Here is a 20,602-nt window from a genome sequence, read left to right as displayed (position 1 = left end):
AACCGAGCAGTACGCTACCAACCACTCAACACCAAACTGTCCGACAAGTCCTGAAACACATCTGTCCGTGAGGTCCTGAAACAGCACATGGGGTTAGAACCCCACTTGCCACTCACGACCTCCGCGCGAAGATGCGCAAAGTTCCCAAATCAGTCACTTTAAGCTGGGGAAGTGTCCTTTGTAGACATCCAGGACCGCGCTGACCTTCTCCGGCAAGCTCGCTCCCGCCGGCCAGGCCATCGCGCCACCTTTGCCCTATCCCTCAGTGGAACCGTCCTCACCACTCACGAGACCCAAAGCGGATCAGGCCTGCTCGTCCCGCCACTGGATCCAGGACCGCAGCTTGTCGAGGTTGTAGTCCGGTCCGCCGGTCGCCACGGTGAACAGCGAGACACCCAGCTCCAGCAGCTTCGGGCCCAGCTCCTCGGGCTCGCCCTCGACGGCGACCGAACGCTCGATCTCCTTCGGGTCCCGCCCGACGTCGGCGCAGTGCTGGTCGAGGATCTTGACCTTGCGCTCCACGACCTCCGGATCGCCGAAGCCGTGCCAGATGTCGGCGTGCTTCGCGACCAGGCGCAGCGTCTTCTTCTCGCCGCCGCCCCCGATCAGCACCGGGATCTTGCGGGTCGGCGCCGGGTTGAGCTTGCCGAACCGGCTCTCGATCCGCGGGAGCGCCTCGGCGAGATTGTCGAGCCGCCCGCCCGCGGTGCCGAACTCGTAGCCGTACTCGTCGTAGTCCTTCTCGAACCAGCCGGAGCCGATGCCGAGGATCAGCCGTCCGTCGGAGATGTGGTCGACGGTGCGGGCCATGTCGGCGAGCAGCTCGGGGTTGCGGTAACTGTTGCACGTCACCAGCGCGCCGATCTCGACCCGCGACGTCGATTCCGCCCAGGCGCCCAGCATGGTCCAGCACTCGTAGTGCAGTCCCTCGGGCTCGCCGTAGAGCGGATAGAAGTGGTCCCAGTTGAAGACGATGTCCACACCAAGGTCTTCGGCCTCCGAAGCCGCCCGGCGGATCGCCTTGTACTCGGCGTGCTGCGGCTGCAGCTGGACGCCGATCCGGATCTTCCTGTTCGAAGCAGTGGTCATATCCGCACCCTAAGCCTGGAGTTGCTCCACGCGCTCGCCAACAGCTTCGGCAGAGCGACGCCCAGCCGGCGACGGCGCGGGACGACCGCGCGGGTGTTCAGCACGTCGTAACCCAGGGCCGCGATCTCGTCGAGAATGCCTTCGTAGAGCACGAGCGCGGTCCGCACGCAGTCGCGGGATTCCTCACGCAGCAACGGGATTCCCGCTTCGGCGCGGCGGTACACCGCCCGGTTGCGCGCCACCGCGACGGCGAGCGCGCGCCGCACGCGCCGGTCGGGCAGCCCGCGGGCACGGGACCATTCGAGGAGTTCGCGGTCGACGCCGAACGCGGCCAGTTCCTCCGTCGGCAGGTACAGCCTGCCCCGGTCGAGATCCTCGCCGACATCGCGCAGGAAGTTGGTCAGCTGGAACGCCTCGCCCAGCGCGGCCGCGTCCGGCGCGGCCTCGGCGACCGGGACGACCGTGCCGAAGACGGGCAGCATCTGCAGGCCGATCACCTCGGCCGAGCCGTGGATGTACTCCTGGAGATCGGCGTAGGTCGCGTACTCGGTGATCTTGAGGTCCATCGCCATGGACCGCAGGAACGCGTCGAACAGTTCGCGGTCGAGGTCGTGGCGCCGCACGGTGTCGGCGAGCGCGGTCAGCACCGGATCGGTGGGCGTGCCGCCGTCGAAGACCCGCGCGACCATGACGGCGACCTCGTCCAGCGCGACCGCCGGATCGGTGCCGGGCGCGGGGTTGTCGACCACTTCGTCGGCCATCCGCGCGAAGCCGTACAGCGCGTGCGCGAACGGCCGCGTGCGCGCCGGCAGCAGCCGGGTCGCGAGGAAGAAGGTGCGGCCGTGGTGCGCGTTGATGCGGCGGCATGCGGTGTACGCGGCCCGCAACGACGGCTCGGTGATCCCCGCGGCGTCGAGTTCGTTCATCGGCCGGTGACCCTTCCCGCCGCGAGCCTGCCCGAGATCACCACCGGCGGGATGCCGACGCCGGGGGTGGTCCCGCAGCCCGCCAGTACGACGTTTTCCGCCGCTCGCATCAGGTTCCCCGGCCGGAACGGGCCGGTCTGGGCGAAGGTGTGCGCGAGCGAGAACGGCGTACCCGCGGTGAGCCCGCGCCGCGCCCAGCCCTCCGGGGTGATCATCTCGTCGACGGCGAAGTCGTCCGCGAACCCAGTGAGGCCACGCTTTTCCAGTGTGCGCAGGAGTTCCGTGCGATAGGCGGACCCGACCCGGCCCCAGTCGATCTTGCCGCGACGCAGGTTCGGCGCCGGGGCCAGCACCGAGATCACCTGGTCGCCGCCGGGGGCGAGGCCCGGTTCGGTCGCGGTCGGCCGGGTCACCAGCAGCGAAGGATCGCTCATCAGCTTGCCTTCGCGGATGATCTCCGAGAACGTCTTCTCCCAGGCGTGGCCGAAGAAAATGGTGTGGTGGCCCAAATCCGGCCAGGTTTTCGGCGCGTGCCCGTGCAGCACGACGGCCGACGGCGAGTACCGCAGCGGCAGCGGCCGCCGGGGGCGGGCGCCGAGCAGCCGGTACGCGGTGCCGAGTTCGGTCGCGAGAACCACGGTGTCGCAAGGGATCCGCTCACCCGTGCGCGTCCGCACCGCGCGCACCCGGGAGGAAACCCTTTCCAGCCAAGCGGCTTCGGTGCCGAAGCGCAGTTCGGCTCCGGCGCGTTCGGCCGCGTTCGCCATCGCCCGCGCGATCTCGCCCATCCCGCCCGACGGGTAGTAGACCCCGCCGACGGTGTCCATATAGGAGATGACGCCGTACGCGCCGATCGCGCGCGCCGGATCGAGTCCCGCGTAGAGCGCTTGGAAGGAGAACAGGCGGCGCACCCGGTCGTCGCGCAGGAAACCGCCGATCTTCGGGCCGAGCCGGCCGAAACCGCCCAGTGCGGCCAGTTTCGCCAGCTCCGGGCGCACGAGATCGAGCGGGGAGTCGAAGTTCGCGCCGATGAAGTGGTCTTTCTGCACCGCGTACAGCTCGGTCAGCCAGCGGCGGAGCCGCCGGTAGCCCTCGGCCTCGGCCGGACCGGCAGCCTCGCGGATCTCGGCCTCCATCGCCGCCGCTTCGGTGTGCACGGCGATCGTGCTGCCGTCGGCGAACCTCGCGCGGTAGGCCGGATCGAGCCGGGTCAGTGTCAGGTTGTCCGCCAGTGATTCGCCGACCGCCGAGAAGGCCTCGTCGAGCAGTTCCGGCATGGTCAGCACGCTGGCGCCGGTGTCGACGGTGTTACCGCCGAAATCCGCCTGCCCGGCCCTGCCGCCGGGGCCTTTGTCCTGCTCCAGCAGGGTCACCCGGCGTCCGGCGCCGAGCAGGTGCAGAGTCGCCGACAGCCCGGCGAGCCCGCCACCGATCACCACCACGTGGTCACTCGGACCGGTGACAGTGCGCATCAGTACGTCCGCTGGGTCGCCTTGACGACCAGCCCGGTCAGCGCGGCGGGAGCGGGCTCGGCCAGGTGAGCGCGGTCCAGCGCCGCCATCGCGGAGTCGGTGAGCTCGTCGATGCGGCGTTCCACCGCGTCGACGGCGCCGACGTCCTGCAGCGCCTCGCGCACGGTCTCGACGGCGTCTTCGGACAGGTGCGCGTCGCCGATGGCGTCGGAGATGACCTTCGCCGCCGCGTCCTTGCCCTGTTCGGCCGCGCGCTGGAGACCCAGCGCGACCAGCAGCGTCCGCTTGCCCTCGCGAAGGTCGTCGCCCGCGGGTTTGCCGGTGACCGACGGGTCGCCGAACACGCCGAGCAGATCGTCCCGCAGCTGGAACGCCACGCCGACCTCGTCGCCGAACTCGCGCAGCGTCGCGATCAGGGCGTCGTCGGCGCCGCCGAGCGCCGCACCGAGGTGCAGCGGGCGCTGGACGGTGTACGCGGCCGTCTTGAGCTTGCAGATGTGCAGCGCCGCCTCGGGGGAGGCGTCGCCGGTGGCCTGGGTGCGGACGTCGAGGTACTGACCGGCGAGCACCTCGGTGCGCATCGCGCGCCACGCCGGCCGCGCCGCCGCGAGGGCCGCGGGCGGGAGCGGGGCCTCGCCGAACATGTCGTCGGCCCAGGCCAGCGCGAGGTCGCCGACCAGGACGGCGGTCGCGAGCCCGAACGTGCTCGGCGAACCCAGCCAGCCGCTGTCGGCGTGCAGTTTCGCGCCCGCGATGTGCACCGTCGGCGAGCCGCGGCGCGAATCGGAGGAGTCGATGAGGTCGTCGTGGATCAGCGCGCACGCCTGGATCAGCTCCAGGCTCGCCACCGCCTGCAGCACGCCTTCGACGTCCGGCCCCGCCGGATCGCCACCCGCGCCGCGCCAGCCCCACCAGGCGAACGTCGGGCGCAGGCGTTTGCCGCCGCCCAGCACGAACCCGGCCAGCGCGTCGATCCCGACGCCGACGACCGGTTCGGTGCGGCGGATCTCGGCACCGGCGCGCTCGAGGAATCCGGCCAGCGCCCGCTCGACGTGGGCGGGCAGATCGGCGTCGTAGGCGGACGTGTCCATGAGCACATCCTCCGGGAAGCGCGTCCCCATGACCCAGTCGGGTGCCTTCGAATGTGGCGAAAGAGACGTCAGCCGCGGGTCTTGTCGTAGTGCCGCTTCGCCCGCGCCCGGTTCCCGCAGTCCGACGAACTGCACCAGCGCCGCGAGCGGTTGCGCGTGTGGTCGGTGAAGACCCAGCCGCAGCCCGGCCCTTCGCACTCCCGGATCCGTTCCAGCTCCCCGGACCGGAGCAGGTCCTCGGCCGAAAGCGCGAGGAAGTGCGGCAGCGCGTCGCCGGTCGTCGGCGGCACCACCCACCGCAGCGGCAAGGACGGCGCGAGTTCGGCGTGCCGGTACGCCGCCAGTAGCGGCTTGCGCAACGCCGTGACGTCCGGCGGATCCGACACGAGGACGCGATACAGCGTCTCGCGGAAGGCTTTCACCGTCTCCAGGACGGCCTCGGAGATCTCCAGCCGTTCGGTGCCCGCGCCCACCAGGACCACCCATTCGGACAGCCGTTCCGGAGTCGAAAGCCGGTCTTCCCGCCGAGCCGGATCGCGCCGCCAGGAAACGGTGTTGACCAGGTCCAACGGCACGCTTCCGCCGATGCTGTCGTACCCGTCCCAATGGCCGTCCACAGATCCTCCTAATGGTCAAACTCAGTTTAGCTTGTTAGAGTCGGCTATATGACAACGCTCCGGCGGAACTATCTGGCCGGCGCCCGTGTCGGGCTCGGGCTGGGTGCCGCGACCTTCGTCCTCGGCGTCACCTTCGGCGCGTACGGCCAGACCCTCGGCTGGGGGATCGCCGCCCCGATCGTCGCGTCGATCGTGGTGTTCTCCGGCTCGGCCCAGTTCGCGATGGCCACCGCGCTCGCGGGCGGCGGCAACCTCGCCGTCGCGGTCGGTGCCGCGGCCCTGATCAACGCCCGGTTCCTGCCGATGGGCGCCGCGGTCGCCGCGGATCTGCGCGGCGGACGGCTGCGGCGCGCGTGGGAGGGTCAGGCCGTCGTCGACGGTTCGTGGGTGGCCGCCCATCTCGGCGGAGGACGGTTCGACCGCGAAAAACTCATCGGCTGCACGCTCGTCCAGCTGCCCGCGTGGGTGCTGGGGACGGTGCTCGGTGTTCTGGCCGCGCCGCCACCGGACGTCGTCTCGCGGTTCGGGCTCGACGTCGTGTTCCCCGGCTTCTTCCTGGTCCTGCTCATCGACGAGCTCCGGCGTTCGAGGCAGGCGGCGCTGACCGCGGCGCTCGCCGCCTGCCTCGCCGGGATCCTGGTGCTGTTCGTCCCGGTCGGGCTCGCGCTGATCGGCGCTTCGGCCGCCGCGCTGCTGGGCTTGGGGGTGCGGCGATGACGCTCTGGCTCGCCATCGTCGCCGTGGCGCTGGTCAGTATCGGGTTCAAGGCGGCGGGCCCGGTCCTGCTCGGCGACCGGACGCTGCCGCCGCGGCTCGCGGGCGTGATCGCGTTGCTGGCACCCGCGCTGCTGGCCGGGCTCGTGCTCACGGACGTGACCGGTCCGGCCTGGTCCGGGTTCGACTGGACGCTGTGCGCGGGACTGGCCGCGATCGCGGTGACCTACGCGCTGCGCGTGCCGGCGCTCGCCGCGATCCTCTGTGGGGTCGTCGTCACCGCGGTGCTCAGGTTCCTGGTCTAGCTCCAGAACGGTCCGGTCAGCCCCGCCTGTTTGAAGTACGCGGCCGCGGCGGCCGGATCCCGGCGGGTGTAGCCGTGGTCGAGCCTGCCGTCGTACCAGCCGGCCGCGAGCCGCCACAGCGTCGCCAGATCCATGACGTAACCCTTGTCCTGTCCCGTTTCCGTCAGCCATTCGTCCACACAGGACTCATCGCAGAACAGGCGCTGGTTGCCGCAGGTGTGCACGACGTCGTCCCACATCCGGGCCGCCGGGACCAGGAAATGCGCGACCAGATCGCCCTTCGGCGGCACCTGGTCGTTCACCATCAGCGCCTTGGGCTCGCCGCAGCCGCGGCAGCGGGTGGACACCAGCACCTCGGGTTCGGCCTTGACCAGATGGGGGATCGCGAACGCGTCCCACGCGCAGCCGCCCCACCACAGCGTGCGCTCGCCCATCACGGAGAACCCGAGCGGGATCGCCGCGAACGGATGGGCCAGCACGACGTGTTCGCAGTCGTCGAGCACGAGATGCCGTCGCTCCGCGAGCCGGTGCAGTGCCTGTTTCGCCACCGCGAGTGAGCCGTGGGCGGCGTCGGCCAGTTCCGGGGCCGTCGGCGGCCTCCCGTGCTCGGCGAACGCGCGGTACACCGCCACGCGGACGTCCTCATCCCAGCTGGTGTCGGTTTCGGCGCTCATGGCGGCTCCCTGTGCTCGTCACCGAGTCTCCCCAGGTCGGCTCGACTCGGCAACCGCTCCGCGTGGTCGAAGTCGCCTGTCCATAGCCTGAGAGGGGGCTCCCAGCCAGCGGACTTGCCCCCTTAACATGGCGGTATGACGTCGGTGGTCGAGCGGTTGCAGGGTGATGGACCCGTGTTCTCCATCGAGTTCTTCCCGCCTCGCGACGCGGCCGACGAGGCCGTGCTGTGGAAGTCGATCCGGGAGCTCGAGCCGCTGGACCCGGCGTACATGTCGATCACCTACGGCGCCGGCGGCTCCAGCCGGGACGGCACGATCCGCAGTATCGCCCGCGTCGCCACCGAAACCACGCTGGTGCCGATGGCGCACCTCACCGCCGTGAACCACTCGGTCGCGGAACTGCGCAACGTCATCGGCTGGTACGCCGCCGTCGGCGTGCGGAACATCCTCGCGCTGCGGGGAGACCCGCCGGGCGACGTCTACGGCGACTGGGTCCCGCATCCGGACGGGCTGAATTACGCCGAGGAACTCGTCGAACTGGTGCGTTCGCTCGGCGACTTCTGCGTCGGCGTGTCGGCCTTCCCGTACGGCCACCCGCGGTCGGCGAACCTCGAAGCCGACACCGAGTACCTCGTGCGCAAGCTCCGCGCGGGCGCGGATTTCGCGATCGCGCAGCTGTTCTTCGAGCCGGAGGACTTCCTCCGCCTGCGGGACCGGGTGGCGGCCACCGGCTGCGAGGCGCTGGTCATCCCCGGCATCATGCCGCTGACCACGCCGCGGACGCTGCACACGTCCATCAAGCTGTCCGGCGCGCCCGCCCCGCGGCGGCTGCTGGACCGGCTCGAACCGCTGGCCGGCGACCCGAAGGCCTTCCGCGCCGAAGGTATCGACGCGGTGACCGAACTGTGCGAGCGGCTCATCGCGGAAGGCGTCCCCGACCTGCACTTCTACACGTTCAACCGGTCCAAGGCCACGCGTGAAGTGGTCAGCAGGCTCGGGCTCGTCCCCGCCCGCGCGTAACTCCGTACCGAAGTCGCCCGCGGTGCCGGTAGCGTGCCGGGCATGGCTTCAACCGCGCGAAGTGTGCACCAGATCTGTGACCGGTACGTAGACGAGTACGCCGCGGCCGACCCGGTCGCCGCGACGACGTTCGGCATCTCCGGATACGACGACCAGCTGACCGACTACTCGCCGGCCGGGCACGCGGCCAGGGCCGCCATCGCCGCGCGCGCACTGGCCGAGATCACCGCGGCCGAACCGGGTGACGACGGCGAACGCGCGGCCAAGGCGGTGTTCAGCGAGCGGATCGCGCTGAACCTCGAGATCCACGAAGCCGGCCTCGACATCGCGGCGCTGAACGTGATCGAAAGCCCCGTACAGGAACTGCGGATGGTCTTCGACCTCATGCCCACCGACACCGCGGAGGACTGGGCGACGATCGCCGCCCGGATGGCGAAGGTGCCCGAAGCGCTCGACGGTCTCCGCGCCTCGCTGCTCGCGGCCGCGGACGCGGGCCGGGTCGCGGCGTTGCGCCAGGTCCGCAAGGTCGCCGAGCAGGCCGAGACCTGGGCCGGGCTCAAGGAGGACACCGGGTACTTCGAGACGCTGGCCTCGGGAGCGAAGGACGTCGACGAGAAGCTCCGTGCGGAACTCGGCCAGGCCGCACACGCGGCTCAAGAGGCGTACGCGGAGTTCGCCGGTTTCCTCCGCGCGGAACTCGCCCCGCTGGCGCCGGTCAAGGACGCCGTCGGCGCCGAGGTCTACCAGCTGTGGTCCCGGCTGTTCACCGGCGCCACCTTCGACCTGGACGAGGCCTACGCCTGGGGCTGGGCCGAATTCACCCGCATCGAGACGGAGATGCGCGAGGTCGCCGGCCGGATCAAACCCGGCGCCACCCTCGCCGAGGCGGCCGCCGTCCTCGACGCCGACCCCAAGTACGTCGTCCGCGGCCGGGCGGAATTCCAGGCCTGGATGCAGAATCTGTCCGACAACGCGCTGAAGTCGTTGCGCGGCAAGCACTTCGACATCTCCGACCGGGTGATGGCGCTGGAGTGCAAGATCGCCCCGCCCGGTGGCACCGTCGGCGCGTACTACACCGGCCCGAGCGAGGACTTCTCCCGCCCCGGCCGCATGTGGTGGTCGCTGCCGCAGGGCCGGGACGAGTTCACCACCTGGCGCGAGGTCAGCACCGTCTACCACGAGGGCGCGCCGGGCCACCACCTGCAGATCGCGACCGCGGTCGACCAGTCGGAATCGCTCAACAAGTACCAGCGGCTGCTGGCGTTCACCTCCGGGCACGCCGAGGGCTGGGCGCTGTACTCCGAGCGGCTCATGGAGGACCTCGGGTTCCTCGCCGACGACGGCGAACTGCTCGGCATGCTGTCCGAGCAGCTGTTCCGCGCCGCGCGCGTGATCGTCGACATCGGCATGCACCTGGAACTGGAGATCCCGGCGGGCACCGGCTTCCACGAGGGCGAGCGGTGGACGCCCGAACTGGGCCTGGAGTTCATGCTCACCCGGACCGTCACCGACCCGGCTCACGTGCACGACGAGATCGACCGCTACCTGGGCTGGCCGGGGCAGGCGCCGTCGTACAAGCTCGGCGAACGTCTCTGGCTCGCCGCCCGCGACGAGGCCCGCGCGCGGCAGGGCGACGCTTTCGACATCAAGCAGTTCCACACGCGGGCGCTGGAGCTCGGCGGGATGGGGCTGGACACGCTGCGGGAGATGCTGGCGGCGCTGGACTGAGCCGTCCGCACAAGACGAGGCGAAGGACGCTTTCACCGCGTCGCATGCGGGGAAAGCGTCCTTCGGCAATTCACGTGCCCCGCCCCCGGAGCCTTGATACGTTCCTCTCGTGCACCGGATCTTTCTCGTCACCCCACCCCCCGCCTCCTGAGCGGGGTGTCTCCGGCCGCGCGGCGTTCCCGCCGCCCGGCCGTTCCGTGGTGCGCTGAAGTGCACTGAAGCACCCCGCGTCGTCGACGTCCTTTCCGACCGACACAGACGCAGGAGCGTTTCCCCATGTCCGTTGCCGTACCCACGCGCGCCCGATCGTCGGCCGCGCTCGTCCTCGCCGGGGTCCTCTGGGGGACCGGCGGCCTCGCCGGCTCCCTGCTCGCCGCCCGCGCGGGGCTCCATCCACTGAGCGTCGCCGCGTACCGGCTGCTCATCGGTGGCGTGATCGCCACCGGCTACCTCTGGCTCACCGGAGGCCTTCGCGGCCTTCCTCGCACGGCACCGGTCCGCCGTCGGCTGCTGACGGTCGGCGGGTTGTTCGCCCTGTTCCAGACCAGCTACTTCGTCTCGGTCTCGCTGAGTTCCGTGAGCGTCGCGACGATGACCACCATCGGCAGCGCGCCGGTCCTGCTCGCCGTCGTGACGGTCGTCAGAACCCGCCGCCTGCCCGGAGCGTGGACGGCGGTGTCCCTGGCCGGATCCCTCATCGGGCTCGCGCTGCTGCAGTGGACGCCAGGGCAAGAGGTCAACGTCGCCGGAGTGCTGTTCGCCCTGCTCGCCGCGGCCGGTTTCGCCGCGCTGACGCTGGTGACCGCGACCCGCGTCGAGGGCTTGGATCCCTTGCCCACCACGGCTTTCGGCTGCCTGATCGGCGGCGCCGCGCTCACTCCCGCCGCCCTGTGGTTCGGGATGGCCGTGCCGGTGCAGGCCGATGTGCTCGCGCTCGTCCTCTACTTCGGCGTCGTGCCCACGGCGCTGGCGTACGCCGCGTACTTCCGCGGTCTCGAGAGCGCGCATCCCGTACTGGCCGCGCTGTCCGCCCTGCTCGAACCGCTGACCGCCGCGCTGCTCTCCATGGTCGTGCTCGGAGAACGGCTCGGCGCCGTGGGCTGGTGCGGCGCGGTGGTGCTCATCGCCGCGCTCGCCATCGCCTATTCGAAGCCCTAGAGCGGCAAGGTCCGGCCGAGGATCGCGAACGGCCGCGGATCCCCGGCGAAGTGGTAGTCCCGCAGCACATCGACGAATCCGACGCGCCGGTACAGGTTCCAGGCCCGGCTGGTGCCTTCCGGCGTGGAAAGGAGGACGTGGGCGCTGGGCACGCCGTCGAGCAGCCGTCGCAGGAGGTCCTCGCCGATCCGCTTCCCCTGGCTTTCGGGGCTGACGTGGATCTCGGTGAGCTCGAAGTAGTCGGACATCCAGTGCTCGGCGGCGGCCTGGCCGTCACGACGGGTCAGGCCGTGGCGGACCTGCTCGTGCCACCACTGGCCGCCGCGGCCCTTGTAGCCGTAGGCGAGCCCGAGCAGGACACCGTCCGCGTCGAGCGCGGCCATGCAGCGCCAGCCTTCGCGCAGCGCGTGCGTGAGCCACATCGGCGCGCGTTGCTCCGCGGTGCCTTCGGGGTAGCGCATGGCGTTGACGTAGATGGTCAGCGCCTCGGGGAGGCGGGCACGGAACTCGTCCGCGGACAGCTGGACGTAGCGGGTGCATTCCGAGGACATCGCGGTCACGGGCGCCCATCCTGCCCGTCGCCCGCGACGTCCGCGGGAGTGCCCCCGGTCAGCGCGACGAGGCCGTCGAACGTCGTGGGGTACACCGACTTCGGATGCCCGGCGGCCGCCCAGACGACTTCGTGAGCGCGTAACGCGGTGTCGACGAGGGTGGTCAACGCCTTCGGGTGACCGACCGGGGCGACGCCGCCGATCGGCTGCCCGGTGTGGGCGCGGACGAAATCCGCGTCCGCCTTGCCGATCTCGTCGGCGCCGGTCAGCGAGGCCAGCAGGCCGGTGTCGGCGCGGTGCGCGCCCGACGTCAGTGCGAGCAGGGCCGTTTCGGTGTCGCCGGTGCGGCTTCGGAAGACGAGGCTGTTCGCGATCGCGCCGACCTCGACACCGAGCGCTTCGGCGGCCTGTGCGGCCGTACGGACTTCGGCGGGGAGGATCCGGATCCCGTCCGCGGCGGCCTGCTGGCCCGCCTCGGCGAGCGCGGCCGCGACCTTGGCCACCGAGGGATGACCGGGCTGGTCGATGGTGCTCATGCGCCTATGAGATCACGTGTCCGATGCCGTGTCCCGCACCACATGCGGCGATCACCCCGCTACGGGGTTGAGGAACGGGCGGTTCGGGGTTACATTGGACTTGTTCGAACAGACGTTCGACATTCGGTGAGCGCGCACCGGTAGGTGCCCGGCGCGGGGGCGGGGGAAGCGCCTCGGCGCCGGGCACCGGCCGGCGCTCACGTACAGGAGGAGGGTCGTCATGTCCGTTTCGGTCGTGTCCCCTGACGAAGCCGAGAGGCCGGGGGGCACCGCGCAGCCCGCCCTGCCGATGTCGTTGCGCCCGCCGGCACCACCCGCGGCGGTCTCCTTGTACGCGCAGGCGAGGCGGGGTCTCGCCGAAGCAGAGCGGGAAAACGATCCCGCGGAGCGGTTCATCGGGGCTTATCTCGCCGCGCTCCGGGGCGCGGCGGCGGTGCTGGAGGCCCGCGGCCGTCCGCACCGGGGCCGTGCCCGGCCGGCGAGCGGCTGGGTGCTGCTCGACTCGGTCGCACCCGAGCTGAAGGAATGGGCGGCGTTCTTCGCGGCCAATTCGGCGACGCGGGCCGCCGCGCAGGCGGGCATCACCGGCAAGGTCACCGTCGAACTCGCGGACGAGCTGACGAAGGCCGCCACGGTGTTCCTGGAACTCGTCCGGCGGGTGGTGCACGGGCTGCCGATGGGTGATTCGGCGCATGTCGCCTGAACCACCACGGAGAGGGGGTGCCCGATGGCCGGGCAGGCCATGATCGACCAGGGCAGGTTCCTGGAGGTGATCGGCGCCGAAACCGAGCTGATGGCTCAGGTGGCGCATACCGCGTCCGCCGACGCGCCGGTCCCGACCTGCCCCGGCTGGACGCTCGGCGAGGTCCTCCGGCATGTGGGCAGCGTGTACCGGGTCACCCGCCGCTGGATCACCGACGGGCGGCGTCCCGAACAGTGGCAGCGCAAGCCGGGGCCGCTGCAATCGCTGGAGGAGTACTTCCGGGAGGGCCGGGACGAGCTCGTCGCCGAACTGTCCGCCCACGATCCGGACGAGCTGGCGCCGACCTGGTGGCCCGCGGACCGCACCTACGGGTTCTGGCGGCGGCGGATGGCGCACGAGACGACGATCCACCGGATCGACGCGGAGAGCGCGGCCGGCCGGGAAGTGTCGGAGATCCCCGAAGACGTGGCCGTCGACGGGATCGACGAGGCGCTGGTGCTCTGGTTCGGCCAGCGGCTGCCGTTGCTGGGACTGTCCGGTACCAAGACCGGATCGGTCGGCGTGCGCACCGCGGGCCACACCTGGATCGCCAGGGCCGGGCCCACGGAAACGGTCGCCTGGCGGTGCTCGGCCGAGGAGGCCGGGCGCGCGGACGATCTGATCACCGGGAAGCCGGACAAGATCTACCGCTGGCTCTGGGGCCGGGCGGGTCCGACGGCGGTGACGGTCAGCGGAGACCAGGACATGGCGGGACAACTCTGGGCCCTTCTGCGGCTCGCGACCCGATGACCGGTCGGTGGGGAAGCCAAACCGGTCAGAAATGTCGGTGGTGCCGTCTAGGTTCATCAGGGTGACAACGCACCTGGTGAACCTGGTCTTCGACTCGGCCCTTCCCAGGGATCTGGCGGGTTTCTGGGAAGGGCTGTTCAGCTGGGACGCCCCGTTCGAACCGGCGTTCCGCTCCGAGGCGGGGCCGAAACGGGGCAAGAACCGGCAGCACCTGGATCTGGCGAGCCGTTCGCCCGGGCACCAGGCCGAACTGGTGGACCGTGCGCTGTCCCTCGGCGCACGGCATATCGACATCGGCCAGGGGCCGCCGGAGGAGAAACGGGTGCCGTGGGTGGTGCTCGCGGACCCCGAGGGCAACGAGTTCTGCGTCCTCGAGCCCCGCGAGCAGTACGAGGGCACGGGAGCGATCGCCTCGGTCGTCGTCGACGCCCTCGACCCGGAGCGGCTCGCGCGGTTCTGGGCGGCCGCGCTGGGCTGGGAGATCGGCGTCCGGGACGAGACGATCGTCGGTCTGCGGCCACCGGACGGCCGCGGCCCGTGGATCGAGTTCCTCGCCACGAACGAGGAGAAGCGGCACAGGAACCGGCTGTGGTTCGAGATCGCGCCACGCCCGCGCGGGAGCCGGGCGGCCGAAGTCCGGCGCCTGCGGGAGCTCGGCGCGACAGGGCGGGGCGGAGAGGCCATGGTGGATCCGGAGGGCAACGAGTTCAGCGTGCTCACGCCCCGCTGACGGACACCGAGTGTTTCGCCCGGGTTGCGCGTCGGCGTCGAACGCTGACCTGAGCGAAACACCCGCGCCGTGGGCAGGCAACAACCGGCCGGGACCGTTGAGGTCATGGAGACCTATCGAGTCCGGCCCACCTTGGTCCAGCCCGGCGAAGAGGCGACGGCCGCGTCGGCCTGGCGTGTCCGGATCCGCGTGGACGACCGGCCCGGCACCCTGGCCAGGATCGCGATCCGGCTGGCCGACCTCGAGTGCAACATCCTCGCGCTGTCGGTGCTCCCGGTGCCCGGCGGCGTGCTCGACGAGATCGTCCTGCGGCCTGCCACCGGGCTGCCGCGGCAACTGCTCGTCGATGCGATCCGAGACGAAGGCTGCGAATGCTCCGCCGTCGTCGACGCGGATCTGGCGGAACTGGTCGACCCGGCCACCGCGACGCTCACCGCGGCCAAGCGAGCCGTCGAGGAACCCGGTGGCCTCGCGGAGGTGCTCCGCGGTGTCCTGGCGGCCGACGTCGTCACGAAGGTCCCGTCGATCGAGTCGAACCCGGCCCGCACGGAAGGCGGGCACCGGGCGGTGTTCCCCGCCGGGGACGGTGCCGCGTTCGTCGCGCGCCGCCGGTGGTCGCCGTTCGTCGAACTGGAGCTGAGCCGTGCCGTCGCGCTGACCGGCCTGATCGCCGCCGTCCGTGACAACGTGACCGGTCCGATCGTGCTCGACCGGACCGACGGCGCCGCGGTCGTCCTGCGCAAGGGCGTTCCCGGTGACGCGGAAGCGGTGTCCGCGCTCCACCAGAGATGCTCGATGACCACGCTCTTCCACCGCTATCACACCGGAATGCGCGCCGTGCCGCGTCGCTGGCTGCACCGGCTCCTGATGCCGCCGCGCGGGATCAGCCTGCTCGCGGTCTGCGGCCGCGACGTGATCGGCCTCGGCCAGCTGATCCCGTCGGCCGACGGCGGCGCGGCCGAAGTCTCGCTCCTGGTCGAGGATTCCTGGCAGCGCCAGGGCATCGGGACGGCTTTACTGGCCCGGCTCGCCACGCTCGCCCTGGCCAAGGGGGAGCGCGAACTCGCCGCCGTCTGCCTGCCCGGCGACGACTCCCTCTACCGCACCGCCGTCCGCGTGGGACTCCGCCCCGAACGCGTCACCGACGACTCCGGCACCCTGCGCTTCACGCTTCCCGACCCCCGCGTTTAGTCCTCTGAATGCGGTAGTCCGGGTTACCGGTTCCAGAACCAGTCTTTGCCGCGGGCCTCGCCCAGCGCTCGCTTCTTGCGTTCGGGAGTGAGCCGCTCCAGGTACAGCTTCCCGTCGAGGTGATCGGTCTCGTGCTGCAGGCACTGGGCGAGCACGTCGACCCCTTCGACCTCGACGGGCTCGTTGCGCAGGTCGACACCGCGCACCACGGCGTGCTTCGCGCGGACGACCGGGAACCACAGCTCCGGCACTGACAGGCAGCCCTCGCCGATCTCGTGGGTCTCTTCGGACAGTTCGACGATCTCGGGGTTGATCACGTACCCGCTCAGCCCGCCGACGTCGTAGCTGAACACCCTCAGCCCGACCCCGATCTGCGGTGCCGCGAGCCCCGCGCGCCCGGCCGGTTTCACCCCGTCCATCAGATCGGTCACCAGCGACTCGATCTTCTTGTCGAATGTCGTGACCGGGTCGCATACGGTCTTGAGCACGGGATCCCCGAAATAGCGCAGGTCGCGCATCACCATGTTCGAACGTCCTTCTCCGCAGGTCTGAGCGGTGATTCTAGGCCCGCAGGCGCAGCCCCTTGGGAGTCGCCCGGAAACCCGCCTCCTGGAGGACGGCCGAAAGCTCCGAGGTGAGCGCCACCTCGCCGTCGGCCTTCTGCACCGCGAGCTGCCCGAGCCAGCCCTCCCGTACCGCCGTGGACAGGGCCCGCGCGGCCGACCGCAGCGTTTCCTGATCCTCGGTGAAGCTCAGCAGCGACCGGCCGCCTCGCTCCACGTACATCGCCGGGACACCGTCCACGAGCACGGCCAGCGCGCCCGCTTTCCTTGCCGGACGGTGCTTCGTGTCGCCCGTCGCGGCGGGCCACGGCAACGCGGCACCGTAGGGCTGGGCCGGGTCGGCGGCGGCGAGCACGACGGCGCCTTCGGTGGTCGTGCGCTGGTTCCCGGACTGCGCGCGCAGCCTGTCGACGGCCCCCTTCGCCGCGAACTGCGCCGCGCCGAGGCCTTCGACCACATACCCCCGGACGACCTGGCCCGAATCCTCCATACCGCGCAAAACCTTGTAGATCCCGGAAAAACCGCCCGTCACGCGTTCGGTGTCGAGAGCTCCGCGGGTGAGGACGCCGTGCCGCTCCAGGAACGCCTCGGTCCGCGCGTGCGCTCGCCTGGTCGGATCCGGTTCGCGATCGGGGGTCAGGGCCCAGCGTCCCGCGACCGCTGGCGGCCCGGTGCGCGAAGGCATCGCCGGACGCCCGGCCCGCAGCCGCGCGTACCGGCCGCGAGGAGCTTGCCGCCGTGGTTTGTGCGCCGCGCCGGAACCGGAGACCTGCGCCCGCAGCGGGCCCAGCGTGTCCCCGGTGACCAGCCCGGCCCAGACGAGATCCCACAGCGCCGCCACGACTTCGCCGTCGTTGGGCGGGGTCTCGACCAACGGCGACGCCCGGTCCACGAGCTGGCGGAAGAACTGCGCCCCACCCTCCAAAGTGGACAGAATGGCTTCGTGGAGCGGGCCTGAGGGCAGGTCGTCGTCGAGGTCCGGCAACAGCAGATCGGCGACGTCCGTGGGCGCGAGCGCCAGCCAGCCGTCCCCGCCGGACAGCGAACCGCAACCACACCAGGTGACTTCGCCCGCCGTGGTGAGCTCGTCCAGCAGCGACGGGGTGTAGCCGGGCAGCCTGCTGGGCAGGATCAGGGACTCGACCGCGCTCGCCGGCAGCGGGGCACCGGCCAGCTGCTCGACCACGGAAAGCACGTCGTCCGCGGTCGGCGCCGACCGCACCCGTGCGCCGATGCCGTGCCACGACGGCAGGAACCGGCCCAGCGCCGCGGGTTCGACCGGCTCGACCTCGGCCCGCAGCCGGGCCAGCGACGCCCGCCGGAGCCTGCGCAGCACCGACGCGTCGCAGAACTCGATGCCGACGCCGTGGGTCTCCGGATGCCCGACCGGGCTCAGCTCGCCCCGGACCAGCCTGCCCTGCGCGGTCAGCCTGTCCAGCACGCCGGTGACCACGGCAGTCCCGAGCCCGAACCGCTCGGCGGCCTGGCGGGCGCTGAACGGGCCGCGGCTGCGCGAATAGCGCGAAAGCAGGTCTCCGACCGGATCCTCGACCGGTTCGGTGAACGCTTCCGGCACGCCGACGGGCAGAGCGGTGCCCAGCGCGTCCCGCACCCGGCCCGCGTCCTCGATGGCGATGAAGCGCTCGCCGCCACCGATGCGGACCCGGAGCACCCGCCGCGCGGATTCCAGCTCCTCCAGCCACTCCCGCTGGATACCGCGCGCGGCGGCCTCCTCGATCGAGAGATCGCCGAGGAACCGCAACAGATCCGCGGCGTCCTCGACGTTGCGGGCGTGCCTGTCCGGGTCGAGCCGTTGCAGGGAGCGCTCGACTTCGGCGACGACCTCGGCGTCCAGCAGTTCCCGGATCGCCTCGGTGCCGAGCAGTTCGGCCAGCAGCGTCGAATCCAGCGCCAGCGCCGCCGCGCGCCGTTCCGCGAGCGGGGCGTCGGTCTCGTAAAGGAACATCCCGACGTAGCCGAAGAGCAGGCTGCGCGCGAACGGGGACGCGGACGGTGTCTCGACCTCGACCAGCTTCACCTTCCGGGACCGGACGTCGGCCATCAGCTCGCGCAGCCCGCCGACGTCGTACACGTCCTGAAGGACTTCCCGCATCGCTTCCAGCACCACGGGGAACCGCTCGTACTTGGCCGCGACCGAAAGCAGCTGCGACGCGCGCTGCCGCTGCTGCCACAACGGCGTGCGACGGCGCGGATCCCGGCGGGGGAGCAGCAGCGACCGCGCCGCGCATTCCCGGAACCGCGCGGCGAACAGCGCGGAGCCGCCGACCTCGGCGACGATCAGCTGCTCGACCTCTTCCGGATCGAGCAGCACGTCCTCGACGCCGATGGTGATTTCCGAGCCCTCGGAGTCCAAGGCTTCGGGCAGCCGCAGCACGATGCCGTCGTCGGAATGCGCCACCTGGGCGTCGACCCCGCGGTTCTCCCGCAGCCGGGCCGCGATCGCGAGCGCCCACGGAGCGTTGACCTGAGCGCCGAACGGCGAGTGCAGGATGACCCGCCAGTCACCCAGCTCGTCGCGAAACCGTTCCAGCAGCACGGTTTTGTCGTTCGGCACATGCCGGGTGGCGGACTTCTGCTCTTCCAGATACGCCAGCAGGTTGTCGCACGCGTACGCGTCCAGCCCGGCGACGGCGGCGCGTTCCCTGGCCACCGAAGGCTCCGAAGTGGACAGTTCGCGGACGAACGCGCCCAGCGCCCGCCCCAGTTCCAGCGGACGGCCGGGGGCGTCGCCCTTCCAGAACGGCATCCGGGCGGGCTCACCCGGCGCGGGGACCACGATCACGCGGTCGTGGGTGATGTCGGTGACCCGCCAGGAGGAGGTGCCGAGCAGGATCGTGTCCCCGACGCGGGACTCGTAGACCATCTCCTCGTCGAGCTCGCCCACGCGCGACCCCGGTTTGTCGTCGGCGCCCGGCGTCATCACGGTGAACAGGCCGCGGTCGGGGATCGTGCCGCCGGAGGTCACCGCCAGCCGCTGCGAACCCGGACGGCCGTGCAGTTCGCCGCTGACCCTGTCCCAGGTGATCCGGGCGCGCAGCTCACCGAACTCCTCGCTGGGATACCGGCCGGCGAGCATGTCGAGCACGGCCAGCAAGGCGTCGTCCGGCAGGGACGCGAACGGCGCCGCGCGGCGGGCCAGGGCGGCCAGCTCGTCGACCGTCCACGATTCGAGCGCCACCATCGCCACGACCTGCTGGGCGAGCACGTCCAGCGGGTTCCGCGGATACCGCACCGCCTCGATCGCCCCGGACGCCATCCGTTCCGCCACCACCGCGCAGGAGACGAGGTCGCCGCGGAACTTCGGGAACATCACCCCGCTCGACACCGCGCCCACCTGGTGCCCGGCCCGGCCGACCCGCTGCAGCCCCGAAGCGACCGTCGGCGGCGCCTCGATCTGCACGACGAGATCGACCGCGCCCATGTCGATGCCCAGTTCCAAGGAGGACGTCGCCACGACGCACGCCAGCCGCCCGGACTTGAGCTCCTCTTCCACATGCGTGCGCTGCTCGCGCGACATCGAGCCGTGGTGCGCCCGCGCGATCACCGGCGCCGCGCCGGTGGTCAGCCCGGACTGGCCGATCGCCTCGGCCGGATACCGCTGATCCGGCTCCAGTTCGGCCTGTGCCGCCACGAGTTCGTTGAGCCGGGCCGTCATCCGCTCGGTGAGCCGCCGCGAGTTGGCGAACACGATCGTCGACCGGTGTGCCTGGATCAGTTCGAGGACCCGCTCCTCCACGGCGGGCCAGATCGACGGCCGCCGCGGTGCGCCGTCGATGTCCTCGAGCGAGCCGGGGAGCCGGGCGAGGCCCGCGTCGAGGTCTTCGTTCTGCTTCGGCCCTTGAGGACCGTCGAGATTGGACATGTCCTCTACCGGGACCTCGACGCGGACCTCGATCGTCTTCGCGAGCTTCGGCTGGACGATGGTGACCGGCCTGCCGCCCGCCAGGAACGAGGCGACCTCGTCGATCGGCCGGACGGTCGCCGACAGCCCGATCCGCTGGGCGGGCCGCTCCAGCAACGCGTCGAGCCGCTCCAGAGACAAGGCCAGATGCGCGCCGCGTTTGCCGCCCGCGACCGCGTGGACCTCGTCGATGATCACCGTCTCCACGCCGCGCAGCGAATCGCGGGCGGAGGAGGTGAGGATCAGGAACAGCGACTCCGGCGTGGTCACCAGCACGTCCGGCGGGGTCTTGCCGAACGAGCGCCGCTCGGCGGCGGTGGTGTCACCCGTCCGCATGCCGACGCCGATGTCCGGCACCGGCAGCCCCAGCCGTCGCGAGGCCTGCGAGATACCCGCCAGCGGCGCCCGCAGGTTGCGCTGGACGTCGACCGCCAGCGCCTTCAGCGGCGAGACGTAGAGGACGCGGCAGCGTTTCCGCGGCTCGGACGGCGGCGGCTCGACCGACAGCCTGTCCAGCGCCCAGAGGAACGCCGACAGCGTCTTGCCGGAGCCGGTGGGGGCCACGACCAGCGCGTGTTCCCCCGCGTGCGCGGCACGCCACGCCCCTTCCTGCGCGCGGGTGGGCGCGGCGAAGGCCCCGGTGAACCAGTCCCTGGTCGCGGGGGAGAAGAGGTCGAGTACGTCTGCCACGCCCTCCATAGTGCGCCGGACCACCGACAGTTTCGCTCCGAGGGCTGTGACGAGGCACCCGGTCGGGACGAGATCGGCGGGTTCCGCACGTGCGGTGACCGCGCTCATGGGAGCATCACCGCCAGCGCGACCG

The 20,602-nt window shown here is 71.3% G+C and carries 19 protein-coding genes; 9 read left to right on the top strand and 10 right to left on the bottom strand.

Annotation, left to right across the window (positions count from 1 at the left end):
• Positions 1-303: 303 nt before the first annotated feature.
• From ACIRGA_RS36810 to ACIRGA_RS36790, 5 genes are all read right to left on the bottom strand, one after another.
• The gene (locus ACIRGA_RS36810) at positions 304-1,089 is read right to left on the bottom strand and encodes an LLM class F420-dependent oxidoreductase (RefSeq protein ID WP_400950584.1); all 786 of its coding nucleotides are present in this window, start codon (positions 1,087-1,089) and stop codon (positions 304-306) included.
• Positions 1,086-2,015: a phytoene/squalene synthase family protein gene (locus tag ACIRGA_RS36805; protein WP_400950581.1), complete on the bottom strand. Its 930-nt coding sequence runs from the start codon at positions 2,013-2,015 to the stop codon at positions 1,086-1,088. The genes ACIRGA_RS36810 and ACIRGA_RS36805 overlap by 4 nt, the downstream gene beginning before the upstream one ends.
• Positions 2,012-3,487 carry a phytoene desaturase family protein gene (gene crtI / locus ACIRGA_RS36800; protein ID WP_400950578.1) on the bottom strand — a complete coding sequence of 492 codons (1,476 nt, stop codon included), beginning with the start codon at positions 3,485-3,487 and terminating at the stop codon, positions 2,012-2,014. Before crtI ends, ACIRGA_RS36805 begins: the two co-directional genes overlap by 4 nt.
• Entirely contained in the window at positions 3,487-4,578 is a 1,092-nt protein-coding gene (locus tag ACIRGA_RS36795) for a polyprenyl synthetase family protein (protein ID WP_125675755.1), read from the bottom strand. The genes crtI and ACIRGA_RS36795 overlap by 1 nt, the downstream gene beginning before the upstream one ends.
• Before the next feature lie 68 nt (positions 4,579-4,646).
• On the bottom strand, positions 4,647-5,195 hold the full coding sequence (locus ACIRGA_RS36790) for a CGNR zinc finger domain-containing protein (protein ID WP_400950575.1): 549 nt from the start codon (positions 5,193-5,195) through the stop codon (positions 4,647-4,649).
• Positions 5,196-5,243: 48 nt separating this feature from the next.
• Here ACIRGA_RS36790 and ACIRGA_RS36785 point away from each other — a divergent pair, with 48 nt between their 5' ends.
• Both ACIRGA_RS36785 and ACIRGA_RS36780 read left to right on the top strand, forming a co-directional pair.
• Entirely contained in the window at positions 5,244-5,912 is a 669-nt protein-coding gene (locus ACIRGA_RS36785; RefSeq protein WP_400950572.1) for an AzlC family ABC transporter permease, read from the top strand.
• On the top strand, positions 5,909-6,214 hold the full coding sequence (locus tag ACIRGA_RS36780; protein ID WP_400950570.1) for an AzlD domain-containing protein: 306 nt from the start codon (positions 5,909-5,911) through the stop codon (positions 6,212-6,214). Before ACIRGA_RS36785 ends, ACIRGA_RS36780 begins: the two co-directional genes overlap by 4 nt.
• Here the strand turns inward: ACIRGA_RS36780 and merB are convergent.
• Positions 6,211-6,888 carry an organomercurial lyase gene (gene merB / locus ACIRGA_RS36775; protein ID WP_400950567.1) on the bottom strand — a complete coding sequence of 226 codons (678 nt, stop codon included), beginning with the start codon at positions 6,886-6,888 and terminating at the stop codon, positions 6,211-6,213. The two genes, ACIRGA_RS36780 and merB, sit on opposite strands and share 4 nt — an antisense overlap.
• 135 nt (positions 6,889-7,023) lie before the next feature.
• On the opposite strand from merB, the gene ACIRGA_RS36770 reads away from it, so the two are divergent.
• The 3 genes from ACIRGA_RS36770 (at position 7,024) to ACIRGA_RS36760 (ending at position 10,794) form a co-directional block, all read left to right on the top strand.
• Entirely contained in the window at positions 7,024-7,908 is an 885-nt protein-coding gene (locus tag ACIRGA_RS36770) for a methylenetetrahydrofolate reductase (RefSeq protein WP_007029305.1), read from the top strand.
• 42 nt (positions 7,909-7,950) lie between these two features.
• On the top strand, positions 7,951-9,636 hold the full coding sequence (locus ACIRGA_RS36765; RefSeq protein WP_400950563.1) for a DUF885 domain-containing protein: 1,686 nt from the start codon (positions 7,951-7,953) through the stop codon (positions 9,634-9,636).
• 276 nt (positions 9,637-9,912) lie between these two features.
• Positions 9,913-10,794, top strand: coding sequence for a DMT family transporter (locus ACIRGA_RS36760; protein WP_400950560.1), 882 nt, complete (start codon positions 9,913-9,915; stop codon positions 10,792-10,794).
• Here ACIRGA_RS36760 and ACIRGA_RS36755 read toward each other — a convergent pair.
• Both ACIRGA_RS36755 and ACIRGA_RS36750 read right to left on the bottom strand, forming a co-directional pair.
• A complete protein-coding gene (locus ACIRGA_RS36755) occupies positions 10,791-11,354 on the bottom strand; it encodes a GNAT family N-acetyltransferase (protein ID WP_400950555.1) in 564 nt (187 codons plus the stop codon). The genes ACIRGA_RS36760 and ACIRGA_RS36755 overlap by 4 nt on opposite strands.
• Entirely contained in the window at positions 11,351-11,881 is a 531-nt protein-coding gene (locus ACIRGA_RS36750; protein WP_400950551.1) for a YbaK/EbsC family protein, read from the bottom strand. Before ACIRGA_RS36750 ends, ACIRGA_RS36755 begins: the two co-directional genes overlap by 4 nt.
• A gap of 220 nt (positions 11,882-12,101) precedes the next feature.
• Here ACIRGA_RS36750 and ACIRGA_RS36745 point away from each other — a divergent pair, with 220 nt between their 5' ends.
• The 4 genes from ACIRGA_RS36745 to ACIRGA_RS36730 all read left to right on the top strand — a co-directional run bounded on the left by ACIRGA_RS36745 (position 12,102) and on the right by ACIRGA_RS36730 (position 15,294).
• On the top strand, positions 12,102-12,584 hold the full coding sequence (locus ACIRGA_RS36745) for an SAV_6107 family HEPN domain-containing protein (RefSeq protein WP_400950547.1): 483 nt from the start codon (positions 12,102-12,104) through the stop codon (positions 12,582-12,584).
• Between the two features lie 24 nt (positions 12,585-12,608).
• Positions 12,609-13,373, top strand: a complete 765-nt coding sequence (locus tag ACIRGA_RS36740; protein ID WP_400950542.1) for a maleylpyruvate isomerase family mycothiol-dependent enzyme — start codon at positions 12,609-12,611, stop codon at positions 13,371-13,373.
• 61 nt (positions 13,374-13,434) lie between these two features.
• A complete protein-coding gene (locus ACIRGA_RS36735; RefSeq protein WP_400950538.1) occupies positions 13,435-14,103 on the top strand; it encodes a VOC family protein in 669 nt (222 codons plus the stop codon).
• A gap of 105 nt (positions 14,104-14,208) precedes the next feature.
• Positions 14,209-15,294, top strand: coding sequence for a GNAT family N-acetyltransferase (locus ACIRGA_RS36730; RefSeq protein ID WP_400950535.1), 1,086 nt, complete (start codon positions 14,209-14,211; stop codon positions 15,292-15,294).
• Positions 15,295-15,317: 23 nt separating this feature from the next.
• Here ACIRGA_RS36730 and def read toward each other — a convergent pair whose 3' ends face one another.
• The gene (gene def / locus ACIRGA_RS36725; protein WP_037343240.1) at positions 15,318-15,818 is read right to left on the bottom strand and encodes a peptide deformylase; all 501 of its coding nucleotides are present in this window, start codon (positions 15,816-15,818) and stop codon (positions 15,318-15,320) included.
• 37 nt (positions 15,819-15,855) lie between these two features.
• Positions 15,856-20,478 carry an ATP-dependent helicase gene (locus ACIRGA_RS36720; RefSeq protein ID WP_400950590.1) on the bottom strand — a complete coding sequence of 1,541 codons (4,623 nt, stop codon included), beginning with the start codon at positions 20,476-20,478 and terminating at the stop codon, positions 15,856-15,858.
• Positions 20,479-20,602 lie beyond the last annotated feature (124 nt).

The organism is Amycolatopsis sp. NPDC102389, assembly GCF_044765885.1.
Classification (GTDB): domain Bacteria; phylum Actinomycetota; class Actinomycetes; order Mycobacteriales; family Pseudonocardiaceae; genus Amycolatopsis.
Note: the sequence above shows the minus strand (reverse complement) of the source record. Positions and strands in the feature narration are given on the sequence as shown.